At 33.2% G+C, this 13,422-nt stretch carries 12 protein-coding genes and 1 tRNA gene; 4 read left to right on the top strand and 9 right to left on the bottom strand.

All coding sequences use genetic code 11. The features are described 5' to 3' along the window. Window positions 1-76: 76 nt before the first annotated feature. A complete protein-coding gene (locus ACOQOS_RS18145) occupies window positions 77-577 on the top strand; it encodes a DUF456 domain-containing protein (RefSeq protein WP_420571887.1) in 501 nt (166 codons plus the stop codon). A gap of 5 nt (window positions 578-582) precedes the next feature. Here ACOQOS_RS18145 and ACOQOS_RS18140 read toward each other — a convergent pair whose 3' ends face one another. The 6 genes from ACOQOS_RS18140 to ACOQOS_RS18115 all read right to left on the bottom strand — a co-directional run bounded on the left by ACOQOS_RS18140 (window position 583) and on the right by ACOQOS_RS18115 (window position 5,362). Continuing rightward, window positions 583-1,800 (bottom strand): hypothetical protein, encoded by a 1,218-nt coding sequence (locus ACOQOS_RS18140; RefSeq protein ID WP_420571886.1) that lies wholly within the window; start codon window positions 1,798-1,800, stop codon window positions 583-585. A 329-nt stretch (window positions 1,801-2,129) separates the two neighbouring features. Further along, window positions 2,130-2,203, bottom strand: a tRNA-Asp gene (locus ACOQOS_RS18135). Window positions 2,204-2,289: 86 nt separating this feature from the next. Next, window positions 2,290-3,219 (bottom strand): DUF58 domain-containing protein, encoded by a 930-nt coding sequence (locus tag ACOQOS_RS18130; RefSeq protein ID WP_420571885.1) that lies wholly within the window; start codon window positions 3,217-3,219, stop codon window positions 2,290-2,292. Between the two features lie 174 nt (window positions 3,220-3,393). Next, window positions 3,394-3,714 (bottom strand): thioredoxin, encoded by a 321-nt coding sequence (gene trxA, locus ACOQOS_RS18125; protein WP_420571884.1) that lies wholly within the window; start codon window positions 3,712-3,714, stop codon window positions 3,394-3,396. Between the two features lie 194 nt (window positions 3,715-3,908). Then, the gene (locus ACOQOS_RS18120; protein WP_420571883.1) at window positions 3,909-4,937 is read right to left on the bottom strand and encodes a transglutaminase domain-containing protein; all 1,029 of its coding nucleotides are present in this window, start codon (window positions 4,935-4,937) and stop codon (window positions 3,909-3,911) included. Between the two features lie 26 nt (window positions 4,938-4,963). Further along, the gene (locus ACOQOS_RS18115; protein ID WP_420571882.1) at window positions 4,964-5,362 is read right to left on the bottom strand and encodes a carboxypeptidase-like regulatory domain-containing protein; all 399 of its coding nucleotides are present in this window, start codon (window positions 5,360-5,362) and stop codon (window positions 4,964-4,966) included. Window positions 5,363-5,625: 263 nt separating this feature from the next. On the opposite strand from ACOQOS_RS18115, the gene ACOQOS_RS18110 reads away from it, so the two are divergent. The 3 genes from ACOQOS_RS18110 to ACOQOS_RS18100 all read left to right on the top strand — a co-directional run bounded on the left by ACOQOS_RS18110 (window position 5,626) and on the right by ACOQOS_RS18100 (window position 7,646). Further along, window positions 5,626-6,051: an SRPBCC family protein gene (locus ACOQOS_RS18110; RefSeq protein ID WP_420571881.1), complete on the top strand. Its 426-nt coding sequence runs from the start codon at window positions 5,626-5,628 to the stop codon at window positions 6,049-6,051. Next, window positions 6,041-6,367 carry an ArsR/SmtB family transcription factor gene (locus ACOQOS_RS18105; protein WP_420571880.1) on the top strand — a complete coding sequence of 109 codons (327 nt, stop codon included), beginning with the start codon at window positions 6,041-6,043 and terminating at the stop codon, window positions 6,365-6,367. Before ACOQOS_RS18110 ends, ACOQOS_RS18105 begins: the two co-directional genes overlap by 11 nt. 274 nt (window positions 6,368-6,641) lie before the next feature. Next, the gene (locus ACOQOS_RS18100; RefSeq protein WP_420571879.1) at window positions 6,642-7,646 is read left to right on the top strand and encodes a TPR end-of-group domain-containing protein; all 1,005 of its coding nucleotides are present in this window, start codon (window positions 6,642-6,644) and stop codon (window positions 7,644-7,646) included. Between the two features lie 4 nt (window positions 7,647-7,650). Here the strand turns inward: ACOQOS_RS18100 and ACOQOS_RS18095 are convergent, their stop codons facing one another. From ACOQOS_RS18095 to dnaE, 3 genes are read right to left on the bottom strand one after another with little or no spacing between them, the layout of a single operon-like run. Next, on the bottom strand, window positions 7,651-8,307 hold the full coding sequence (locus ACOQOS_RS18095; RefSeq protein ID WP_420571878.1) for an HAD family hydrolase: 657 nt from the start codon (window positions 8,305-8,307) through the stop codon (window positions 7,651-7,653). Between the two features lie 3 nt (window positions 8,308-8,310). Further along, window positions 8,311-8,730, bottom strand: a complete 420-nt coding sequence (locus tag ACOQOS_RS18090; protein ID WP_420571877.1) for a hypothetical protein — start codon at window positions 8,728-8,730, stop codon at window positions 8,311-8,313. A 49-nt stretch (window positions 8,731-8,779) separates the two neighbouring features. Beyond that, window positions 8,780-13,165 (bottom strand): DNA polymerase III subunit alpha, encoded by a 4,386-nt coding sequence (gene dnaE, locus ACOQOS_RS18085; protein WP_420571876.1) that lies wholly within the window; start codon window positions 13,163-13,165, stop codon window positions 8,780-8,782. Window positions 13,166-13,422 lie beyond the last annotated feature (257 nt).

The following is a 13,422-nucleotide window of genomic DNA, read 5'->3' as shown; positions in this document are numbered from 1 at the left end:
TTTAGTTTAAACTAATTTGTTAGTTAAAAATTTGTAACATTTTTTAGTCAAATACGTCTTACTAAAAAAATAATACATGGATATTTTCTTTACTGTAATTGGCTTTTTACTGATGATTCTTGGGATTATTGGGAGTTTTTTGCCTGTTTTACCTGGACCAATTACAAGCTGGTTTGGACTTCTACTTCTCTATCTTACGGAAGCCATTCCGAACGATTGGACATTTTTAGGCATTACACTCGCTATAGCTGTTTTAGTTTTTATATTGGATTATATTATTCCTGCTTTGGGAACAAAGCGATATGGCGGTAGCAAATACGGAATTTATGGAACTACAATTGGTTTATTTTTCGGATTGTTTTTCTTAGGACCTTTTGGAATCATTATTGGGCCATTTTTAGGAGCTTTGGTTGGTGAATTAGCATTTGCTAACAAAGATGCATCAAGTGCTTTTAAAGCTGCCTTTGGATCGTTTTTAGGCTTTTTATTTTCTACACTCTTAAAGTTTATTGTCGCCGTTATTTATTTTGGCTTTTTTGTCAGTGATTTTTGGGAATATAAAAGTGTGATTTTTTGATAGAATTATTCTTCGAAGTATTCTAATTCACGTACTATTTTTTCTTTTTTAATTCCTTTTTCGAGTAAAATTCGTGATGTCCAATTGCCATACATATCATATGTGTACACAAATTCATGACTTTCATAATCTCTTATGTTTTTGCTTGCTATTTGATCTCCATACAGATTGTATTTCTCAATTTCAACAAGATTTCCATTAGAATAATCATACCTAACAAAATGATCATCTACTTTCCCAGTGATATAATTAATTCTTTTAAGCAGATTTTTTACACCATTTTTTTTACTCGTATAGATTCCAACAACTCTGACTAATTCACCATTTTCTTCATAGTACTCGTACATATGACCATTTCCATGACCTGCTGTATAAGTTGCCATGTCTTCAATTAATCGATCTTTATGATCGTACTTTCTTGTAATTGTATTGACTACTCCTATTAAATATCCCCCCAAATTTTTTCTCACTTCTTTTACAATGAGATTTTTGTTGTTGTATTCATAGTTAATTACAGTATGTAAAGTATAATCTGAAAAATTTCTATAGTTGACAACTTTGTAATAGTCCTCATCAAAATTATATTCATAAGCATATATTTTTTTTTCAGTTAATCTATTTTGGTCATCATACGCATACAAATAGACATAATCAGTATCAACAGAACTACCTTTACAAGTCAGATAATATTCCGTACGTACATTACTGTTATATAATTCCTTTTTTAAAAGTACATTAGCGTCTGAGTAGAAATATCTTTCCTTGATAAAATAGTCATCTTGAAAAGAGGATTTTACCCAAACTTCTTTCAGACTTCCGTAAATTGTATACATTCTTGATTCGTGGATTTCATGAATCTTTGTTACAGATTTTCCATTGACTTTTTTTCTTACTTCATCTCGTTTTGTGTTATGATAAAGACCTTTTCTGTTATACATGTTCTCTTCTTCTAGAAAAGTTGTGCCATCTTGTTCTAAGTAAAAAAACTTTACTACACGTCCTTTTTTATCAAACTCTTCTATTTGATCATTATCTATAAATACATCTTTCTCATGATTGGAAGCTGTATATTCAGTATAGGTAGAATCTGCTTTATTAAACGTATATCCATAATTTCTAGTTGTAGCTTTTTGTATCGGACCTTTGAAACTAGTTTCATTCCAATGAAAATCATTTGGTTGAAAAAGTTTTGCAGGAGTGATTTGTTTCTGTGCATGTAGCATAGAAGCGAAAAGAAAAAGAAAAAAAGAAATTCGTAGCTGTATCACATTTTTCTAAACGTAAAATTCATGTATTTATTTAATAAAAATTAAATAGATCAAGAAAATTTGCTTCGATAAGGCAAGAATTCAACAAAAAAAGAAAGAAAATACAGTTTGAGATTGTTCCAAAATAAAAAAGCATCCCAATCTTCTTTGAAAGAAAAAAGGAAAGCTTTTCATTGGTTTAACTACTAAACCAAGGTAAATCAATGATTTACCTTAAACAACACAACTAAATCATTTTGCCAAAAAAAGCTTCTCTTCGAGGGAGAAGCTTTTTGCAATTTTAGCGGTCTGGACGGGATTCGAACCCGCGACCCCATGCGTGACAGGCATGTATTCTAACCAGCTGAACTACCAAACCGTTGCTTGATTGCGGATGCAAATATACACCACAATTCCATTTATACAAACATATTTGAAAAAAAAATGAACTTTTTTTTGAGCTTATTATGCAAACTTTTGTCTTTCAACTAAATACGTAAGTAAAATTTTTTCGAAATTTTCATTGACATCTGCAGCAACATACTTGATTTGATATTGCGCACATTTCATTTTTAATCGTAAAAAATAATCTGAAACTGCTTTTTTATAATTTTCTTGAACTGTATCTGCGTAAATATCGATGTGTTCTCCAGATTCTACATCAATAAATCGTTTTGGTTTGTTGTCAAAATCAAAATTTAATTCTTTTTCGGAATCAAAAACATGAAATAAAATTACTTCGTGCTTGTTGTATTTTAAGTGTTGTAATGCTTCAAACAACTTTTCATCTTCCACTCCATCCTGAAACATGTCCGTAAAAAGGAAAATAAGGCTTCTACGGTGTATTTTCTCCGCAATTTGATGTAGATAGGTATATGTATCTGTTTTTTTGTTAACGCGCTTTGTAGTGACTGTTTTATCAAGTGCATTCAACAATAATTGATGATGACGTTCACTTCCTTTTTCTGGTGCGTAAAAATCATAATCATCAGAATAAACACTTAAACCAATGGCATCGCGTTGTTTTTTTAGAATATTCATCAAGGAAGCAGTAGCCAATACTGAAAAACCTATTTTATTGAGATTTTCAACGGAAGGCGCATCCACTTCTGGATAATGCATTGAGGAAGAATTATCGATGATGATATGACAGCGTAAGTTGGTTTCTTCTTCATATTTTTTGGTGTATAATTTGTCTGTTTTGGCAAATAATTTCCAATCAATATGCTTGGTGCTTTCTCCTTGATTATAGATTTTATGTTCTGCAAATTCGGCTGAAAAACCGTGAAATGGACTTTTATGCATTCCTGAAATAAATCCTTCAACCACTTGTTTTGCAAGCAATTCTAAGTTTTTAAATCCTGAAGTTTTATTGAATTCTTGTTGTAGATTCACAAGTATTTTTCTTTAGTTTATGATATAAATGTACAACTAAATATTATTATTTCAGAAGACAGATATAAGTTCATGATGACGTTTTAAATTTTAGCGAGATTGAAGTTTCGCGAAAACAAAAAAGGTTTGACATATTGCCAAACCTTTTTAATAGTGCTAAAATTTATCTTTCTACTAAGCTAATAACTTATCAATAGCTTCTGTGTATACATTTTTTGGAGCAACTCCTACTTGACGTCCTACTAATTCTCCGTTTTGAAAAACTAATACTGTTGGAATGTTACGAACTCCAAATTGTGCCGCATATTGTTGATTAGCATCAACATCTAACTTTCCTACAACAGCTTTTCCTTCATACTCATCAGCGATTTGCTCAACTACGGGCCCTAACATTTTACAAGGTCCACACCAAGCTGCCCAAAAGTCAACTAATACAGGTTTGTCGCTCTTTAATACTACATCTTCAAAGTTAGTGTCTGTGATTTCTAATGCCATAATATTTATGTTTTATTAAATTATTTTTTCTGTTAATATGCAATATTAGTCAAATATTCTTCCAAAACTTACACCGCTAGTATTTGTTTTGATTATAGTTCAATTGTTTTTTCTTATGTATTGATTACACAGGCTTTACAAAGATAGTATTTTACGAAGTAGTTACAGCGAACTGCTCGGTAAAAGTAATTTGCTTATTTGGTAGTTGCTTTTTTTACTTCAAACGTATACGTAGCAATTAGATTTTTTTTGATGTAAAGATGTACATCGTAATATCCTGTGGTTTGAAATTTGTAGTCTATAGTGAGTAATTGATCTTTGATGGTGACCAATTGTGGTTTTACCTTTTTTTCTTTGAAACTGGTTTCTATGACAAAAATGACATCTTCTTCTGCGATCTCTTTTTGTAATTGATACTTAAATACAACAGGTTCATTTTTATACACAACGTTTTCCAGCTTTTTAGGCATATTATGGCTGTTAAAATACGCATATGCTTGTCCATAAATAATTGGCGCTTCCAAAAATGTTTCAAATGAAGGCGTTTTTTCTCCCAAAAGAAACCATTTTTTATCAATAGGAAAATGATTCACAGAAAATATATGTGGATCCGATAAGAAGAATCCATCATTAAATTGAAATTGAAATTGAGCAGAAGATGGATTTGGAATTCCACTTGCCCAAGTTGGATCACAGAGATACCATTTTCCATTGAGTTTTACTGAATTCCATGAATGATTTGGCGTATCAAGATTTTTTATATTCATGGTACTTGTTCTGGCAAAACCATGCACAATTTCACAATCTATAGCTGCTAAATTCGCTAATTCTTTGATAAGATAAGCATAGCCGGTACAAATTGTTTTTCGATCTTTTAAAAGCTTTTTAAATACTACTTTATTAAAATTGTCATTCCAGTCTTTGAGTCGCAGACTGTCATTTTTATAACGTTGACGCTTTCTTTTATTCTTTGAATACAAATGATAATCATTGGCTACATTGCTACAAACCCACTTAAAAATAGCTCTAAAACGTTCTGCATCTGTTGATAATTCCGTAGTAAGTTTGTGTGCTAATTCGGGTAAATTTGTAAGTCTTTCATCTTTGTATTCCAATGCAATTTTATCTGCTTTATCAAAGTTGACAGTATCAAAGTCTGCAATTTGAGCATTTGATTGGAATACAAAAATGAACAGAAAAGTATATCTTATAAAGATCTTCATTAAAGTATTTCAGCAGTAATTATGTGTTAATTTTTACGTTTCGATTTGTAACGCTGATCCGTATTTAAATCACCCATAAATTCTATCACCTCATCAGATAATACTGTTTTAATGAAACTTGTATCGTCTTTAATTTTAAATTCTACTGAACGATATCCTAAATAGCTAAAAAGTAAAATATCACCAGTTTTTAAAGCTACAGGAAATGTATACTCACCTTTTTCGTTGGTTACAGTTCCTTCATTTGCTCCTTTCAAAATAATATTAACACCTTCTAAAGGTCCGTGAACATTACTAACAACTCCTTTAATTTTCTTCTGTTTTTGCGCTGTAGACTGTCCATACATAGGATTAAACGCAAATGCAACCATCATTAAAATAGTTACGTACCATAATTTACTTGTAAACGTTACTTGTGTCTTCATAATTCTAAATATTTTATACTATCAAATGTATCACCTGAAATACTACTAGAAAAACTACATTGAGTAAACACAGTCTTTAAATGAGTGAATCTCCTATTTTTTTCAATTTCAGATACCTATCTAGCAAATAGAAGATAAAAATAGTGAATTTATAGTTCAGAAAATAGTTAAAATTACAAATACGCAACCAAAAAGTTGCTTTTTAAAAATTATTTATTAATTTAGCAACCAATTAGTTGCATAATAATTAAATTTTTATTCTCATGAAAGACAGCATCAAAAAAGAAAAAATGTTCAATCATTCTATCGATAGCGTATGGAATGCAATTACGAATGCAGAAGAACTATCTTCTTGGTTTATTAAAGCCGATTTTAAAGCAGAAAAAGGATATCAATACACCTTTACTTCCAACGAAGAAGGATGTGTTCCCATTATTGGTGAAGTAAAAAAAGCTGATCCGTACACGCTTGTTTACACTTGGATTGTAGAAGGCACAAATGTTGAAACTACCGTAAGTTGGACATTGGAAACTGTAGCAGAAGGCACAAAACTATATTTAGAACATACTGGAATTTCTATGTATGAAGGCGAAAATGCTGTGACTATGTTTGACAGTTTTAATGGCGGTTGGGATAATTGTACGAATAAATTACAATCATATCTAAAAGAAAATGTCCATGCAAGATAAAGTTACACGCTTGTTTAAAGCTATTGCCGATCCGACAAGGCGTGATATTTTTCACGCTTTGGTGATTGCAAGTTCAGCATTGTCAATTTCACAGATAAGCAATCAATTTGAAATGTCGCGTCAAGGCGTTACCAAGCACATCAAAACGCTAGAAGAAGCTGGTTTGGTTCATATTGAAAGTAAAGGCCGTGAACGTTTTTGTAATGCAAACGCAACTCCTTTAAAAGAAGTGAATAAATGGCTGAAGTTCTATGAACAGTTCTGGAATGATTCTTTAGATAATTTAGGAGAGTATTTGGATGGAAAGCTCTCATAGAAGAACTTTAAAATTTAGTTTTAGAAATGCAATCGCTTAACTGAACAGTGTTGCATAACTTTTCTTGATAGATTTTCCATAAATTAGATTTGTAAAACAGATACAATAACTATAGTTCATTGCAACTTGTTTTTCCTTCCAAAAAATCCTGCTATATTTACAAAGCTTGGCGTATGTCGAAAATATCCGTGTATTTTCGACATAATGAAATCATAGCCGAGATTGTTATATTTTATTATAATGGAACTCAAAATGAATTTTTAAAATAATAAAAATGAAACTATTGAAATTAATATTAATTAGCCTATTAATAGGTTCTACTACATACACAAATGCACAAGAAAGTCATCAAGATACGCAGACTTATGAACAAAGAATCAATAATGCAACACGCTTATATCAGAAAGGTAACTATACAGAAGCAGCATTAGAATACGAGAAAGCCTTTAAACAAAAAGAAGGTAATTTTCAGGATTACTATAACACAGCCTGTCTATGGTCACTAGCAGGAAATATTACAAAATCATTAAAATATTTGAATATTTCTGTAGATAAAGGCTTGAATATGGTTGAACATCTTAAAAACGATACAGACTTATCTAAGCTTCATGGAACTGCAGAGTGGAAAATGATTTTAAAACGAGTACAACAAAACTTAAAAGAATATCAAAAATATTATAGTGATGATGGTGAATTAAAAAGAGAAGTCATTGCTAAAGACAAATTAGCTAATTGGGTGAATGATTTTGGGCTTCAAAGACTTATTGAAGAGGCTGAAAGTAATAGTGCCGTCGCACAAAGACGATTAGCGAGATATTATACATTTGTAGACAAAAATGACAAAAAGAAAGTAAAATGGTTAAAAGAGGCTGCTGATAGTTTTGATTATACAGCACTAAATAATTTAGCATTTGCATATAATCAAGGAACAGGTGTAGAAACTGATAAAAAAGAAGCCGCAATTTATTATACAAAAGGAGCTTGTGTTGCTCCATATGGTAAAACAAATTGTTTTTGGGCTATGAGAGATTTTTTTGGTTTGGAAGTTGCTTCAAATCTAAAAATGGAGACTATGATTAGTTTAGTCAATAACAATATGACTGCTTTGATACTTGATGATTATACACTTGGAAACCTATTATATAATTTGGCAAGTTACTATGAAGATGGATCAGCGAGCGACTACCCAAAAGATGTATCCAAAGCAAAGGATTACTATAGAAAGTCTGCCAAATATGGAAATGGATACGCAAAAAAGAAATTAGCAGAATTAGAGTAAAAAGTCACAAAATTGACATATCAAAAACTGTAAAATCAGTAAAATGATGTTTCGCTCCAAAAAGTTGTAGCTTTTCTTTGTTATGAGCACCAATTCCTATGAATTCAATTCCTAGATTTTGGGCAGTTTTCACATCCCAAATTCCATCACCTAAAGAAATAATACGCTTAAAACTCGTTGTTTTGAAATATGTTTGAGCTTTCGCTATGGCGGAATTGACAATTTCCTCGCGTGTGAAATAATTATTAGAAGCTTCTAGTAACGATTGATCATACGTAATTCCGGCACGATCTAGCTTCAATTTCGCTGGCAATAGCATAGAACCTGTCGCAAAGCAAACTGCATATGTAGTTTCCGAGATAATTTTCTGCAAAAACGCATTAGCTCCAGCTATTTGCTTGACTTTACAGTCTTTGATTTCTTTTAAAAATTCAGCTTCAAACTTTTGCATCATTTGCTGAGAAAATCTACGATTTACATCGCTTTCATAATTTTCTTTTGCAATGAAACTATCCGTTAAATGTGTGTAATTTTCCCAATTGGTATTCACGAATTCAACACCAATGGCATGTAGTGCATTGACAAAACCTGTTTGATGTACGTTTTCGCTATCTAGCAACGTTCCGTCGATGTCAAAAACTAAGAGGTTTTCTTTTTTCATAGTTTACTCATAATTAATTCCCGCTAGTCGTTTCCCAACAGTAAATTCAATCGCTGAAAGCAATAGTATTATTAAAATTTCAACGGATATGTATGTCCATCCTAAACCTGTAAGTGTTTTTTTATGATAAAAAGCGAATCCAAGAGAAACCACACAATACTGCAAATTCAAAACCGCAATCATTTTTAAAAATGCTCCTATTTTTTTGTGTGTTTTTAGGTAGCAATACAGATCAAAAATTGCAAAAACTACCGGAAACGCTGAAAGGAAATATAACGCAGCTGGCGGTATTCCAACATAGTTTTTTAAACGAACTAACACAAATCCTAATAAAAAGGCTGATAAAAAAGCTCCAAGTGCATCAACAAGAAAAAGTTTCTTTGGGTTATTTCCAGCTTTTTTTATGATTTCATGGAATCCCATTTTTTTTGTAATTCTGTAAACTTGAAAGTTCATTTAAAATTCAACACTATCAATTAATCTTATATCGTACATCTTCTTCTTCTAGTGCATCCAATAATTCTTGTGTTATATCTACTTTTTTCTTCTTACTTGGCGCTTGCAATTTGATTTTTTCTTTTGCTTCATATAAGGTAAAATGCAAAGATTTATCGCCTTTGTGCGTTTCTAAAATTTCGTAGATAAAATCAAGCTTCTGCTCTTCTAATTTGTTTACATCCAACTGAATGGTCAATTTTCTAGCCGCAGTTCCCATGACATCTTGCAACAATTGCATGGAGTTAAACTGAATTCTAGGATCGCCACGTTTTCCAGTGTCTTTATTTACCCAACCTTCTTTTATAAATGCTTTTATAAAGACAAATGAATTAGGCACAAAGAAGTGTCTGAATTTTAAATAATCTTCTCCAAAAATTCGGAATTCATACGATTCTAAGTAATCTTCTACCGTAAATAATGCCCAACCTTTTCCGTTTTTAGAAACTCTATGTTGCACTTCTGTCACAACTCCGGCAAAAGGAATTTCACGATTTACATAGTTTTCCATTTGAGAGAAATAAGACAAGTCACCTTTACAGAAAAATTTCATTTCTGCTTTAAAATCATCTAACGGATGTCCTGAAATATAGATTCCAACAACTGCTTTTTCTCTTGCTAACTTTTCCATGGTTCCCCATTCTTCACATGGTGGAACTTTTGGTTCTTCTATTTGCACTTCACTCGCTTCGCCAAATAAACTAACTTGTGAAGAGTTTTTATTTTCTTGGAATTTTGCTCCGTATTTTACTGCTTTTTCCAGAAAAGTGATATTGTCATTATTTTCCGTGTGAAAATATTGTGCTCTGTGTGTATCTCCAAAGGAATCAAATCCGCCAGCTAAAGCTAGATTTTCAAATGCTTTTTTGTTAGCTGCGCGAAGATCGATTCGTTTTGCCAAATCAAACACCGATTTATATTTTCCTTCCGAACGTTCTTTTACAATTGTTTTTACGGCACCATGTCCAACTCCTTTAATCGCTCCCATTCCAAAACGAACAGCGCCTTCATCATTTACCGTAAACTTATAGAACGATTCGTTTACATCTGGCCCTAATACATCCAATTTCATACGTTTACATTCTTCCATAAAGAAGGTAATCGTTTTAATATCGTTCATGTTGTTTGAAAGTACCGCCGCCATGTATTCTGCGGGATAATGCGCTTTTAAATATGCCGTTTGATAGGCAATCCACGCATAACATGTAGAGTGTGATTTGTTGAAGGCATAAGCCGCAAATGCTTCCCAGTCTTTCCAAATCTTTTCTAGTTTATCTTCCGCATGACCTTTTTCTGAAGCTTGTGAAATAAATTTCGGCTTCATCTTATCAAGAACGGCTTTCTGTTTTTTACCCATTGCTTTACGCAAGACATCGGCTTCACCTTTTGTAAAGTCAGCCAGTTTTTGCGACAGCAACATCACTTGCTCTTGATATACGGTAATTCCGTAGGTTTCTTCTAAATATTCTTGGCAAGCTTCTAAATCGTACTCAATATCTTCTTCTCCATGTTTTCTTCGAATGAAACTTGGAATATATTCCATCGGTCCAGGACGATACAAAGCATTCATGGCAATTAAATCGGCAAAAGTTGTAGGTTTTAACGATTTCATGTGCTTCTGCATTCCAGGAGATTCATACTGGAACACTCCTACCGTTTCTCCTCGCTGGAATAGTGCATATGTTTCCTCATCGTCAAGCGGAATATTTTCAATGTCAATATCAACATCATGCTTATATTTTACTAGCTTAACGGTATCTTTTATAAGCGTTAGTGTTTTGAGACCTAAAAAGTCCATTTTTAGCAGACCTGCATCTTCCACAACCGAGTTATCAAATTGTGTACAGTACATGTCTGAATCTTTCGCCAAAGCGACAGGAACGAACTTGGTAATATCATCTGGTGTAATGATGACTCCGCAGGCATGAATTCCTGTATTACGCACCGAACCTTCTAAAACACGCGCCATGTTAACAGTTTCTGCTTCCAAACCATCTTCTTCAGAGATATTCACTAATTCATTGATCAGTACAACTTCTTCTGCTCTAAATTTTTGTTTGAGTTCTGCTTCCGATTTCCCAAAAATCTTTGCTAGTTTGGTATTCGGAATTAGTTTCGCAATTCTGTCTGCTTCGCTTAATGGTAAATCTAATACACGAGCTGTGTCACGAATAGACGACTTTGCAGCCATTGTTCCGTACGTGATAATTTGTGCTACTTGATTCGCTCCGTATTTATCAATTACATAATCCATGACACGTCCACGACCTTCATCATCAAAGTCAATATCAATATCGGGCATGGATACACGATCAGGATTTAAGAAACGCTCAAAAAGCAAATCGTACAGCATAGGATCAATATTGGTAATCCACAAGCAATAAGCTACTACCGAACCTGCTGCCGATCCACGACCAGGACCTACCGAAACGTCCATGTTTCTCGCTTCGCGAATAAAGTCTTCTACAATTAAGAAATATCCTGGATATCCTGTATTTTCAATCGTTGCCAACTCAAAATCGAGTCGTTCTTCAATCTCTGGCGTAATTTCGCCGTATCTTTTTTTAGCACCTTCGTACGTTAAGTGTCGTAAATATTTGTTTTCTCCACGTTTTCCACCGTCATATTTATCTTCTTCAAACTGGAATTCTTCTGGAATATCGAAAGCTGGTAATAATACATCACGTGCTAACACAAAAGGTTCTACTTTGTCTACAATTTCTTGTATGGAAAGAATCGCTTCAGGCAAATCTTTGAATAAAGTTTTCATTTCGTCTGGCGATTTGAAGTAATATTCTTGATTTGGCAATCCGTAACGATATCCACGACCACGTCCAATTGGTGTTGCTTGTTTTTCACCATCTTTTACACACAACAGAATATCATGTGCGTTGGCATCTTCTTGTGCAATGTAATACGTATTATTAGTCGCTATTAATTTAATATCATGCTTTTTGGCCAACTTAACCAACACATCATTGACACGATTTTCGTCTTCTTGATCGTGACGCATGATTTCTACATACAAGTCGTCTTGAAAAGTTTCTTTCCACCAAAGCAAAGCATCTTCAGCTTGCGTTTCTCCGATGTTTAGGACTTTGTTGGGAACTTCTCCATATAAGTTTCCTGTCAATACAATAATGTCTTCTTTGTACTGCTCAATGATTTTTTTGTCAATTCTTGGAACGTAGTAAAATCCTTTGGTATATCCAATGGATGACATTTTTGCCAAATTGTGATAGCCATTTTTATTTTTGGCGATGAGTACAATTTGATATCCGTTGTCTTTTCGACTTTTATCTTGATGATCTTCGCAAACAAAAAATTCACAACCTACAATTGGCTTTAATATTTGTGCGTCTGTAGTTTCTCCGTTTTCTTCTGCTTCAGCAATTTTTGCTTGGACGCCTTTGTTGTAGTTACTTACTTCTTTTACAAAGTGAAATGCTCCCATCATATTTGCATGATCGGTCATTGCTACGGCTGGCATATTGTATTTTCCAGCAGCTTTTACTAAATCGCCAATACTTGATGTTGACTGTAGTACGGAAAATTGTGAATGGTTGTGTAAATGTGAAAACGGTGCGTTTTTTAAGGCTTCTAGATTCTCTTGTATTTCTTGTTGTGAGATTCCTTCACCTGCTTGTGTTTTGGCTAAACGTTTTCTTATTTTTTCGGATGCAGCTTTTAGATTGATATGTTTCAATCCGATCATTTGAATCGGCTGCGGATTGTTCTCTGAGAAACGTTCAAAATAATCTGGCAATACATCTAATTGCTCAATGGTATACTCTTTTCTTCTGATGAGTTCTAAAAAACAACGTGTTGTTGCTTCCACATCGGCTGTTGCGTTGTGCGCTTCACCAAAACCAACTCCAAAAAGATAATTATGCAATTCGGTAAGTGTTGGTAATTTAAATTTTCCTCCACGTCCACCAGGAATTTGACATAGACTTGCAGTTGCTTCCGTACAGGTATCTAATACAGGTAATTCTTGTAATTTGTTAGCAACTTCTTCTCTGTAGAATTCAGCTCCCATAATATTGACATCAAAGCCAACATTCTGTCCTACAATGAATTTTGTTTTAGAGAGTGCAATATTGAATTTTTCTAATACTTCTTGCAGTGTAATTCCTTGTTCAGCTGCCAGTTCTGTAGAAATCCCGTGAATTTTCTCTGCATCATAAGGAATATTGAAACCTTCTGGTTGTACCAAATAATCTTGATGTTCTATCAAGTTTCCTAATTCGTCATGTAATTGCCAAGCTATTTGTATACATCTTGGCCAGTTGTCCGTATCAGAAATTGGCGCGTCCCAACGCTTTGGTAAACCTGTAGTTTCGGTATCAAATATTAAGTACATAGACTGCTTTTGTATAGAGGAAAATTGAACATGTAAAATTACAAAATTATTTCCTGATTTTCTGATGAAGTTATGAACACCGTATTAGTGGTTGAGCGGCTTGTTGGAGCTCTTTTTTGTCCACAAATAGAAACTGTAATTGTAAAGTTATCAACTATTTTTGTGGCTAAAAAAGCGACTAGCGAAGACACGACCGCACTTTTTCTGGGCGGAAATACTAAAAAAAGCAATTTTAAGTAGTTGTGTTTCAGAAATAA

This window comes from Kordia sp. (assembly GCF_965224175.1).
Taxonomy (GTDB): domain Bacteria; phylum Bacteroidota; class Bacteroidia; order Flavobacteriales; family Flavobacteriaceae; genus Kordia.
Note: the sequence above shows the minus strand (reverse complement) of the source record. Positions and strands in the feature narration are given on the sequence as shown.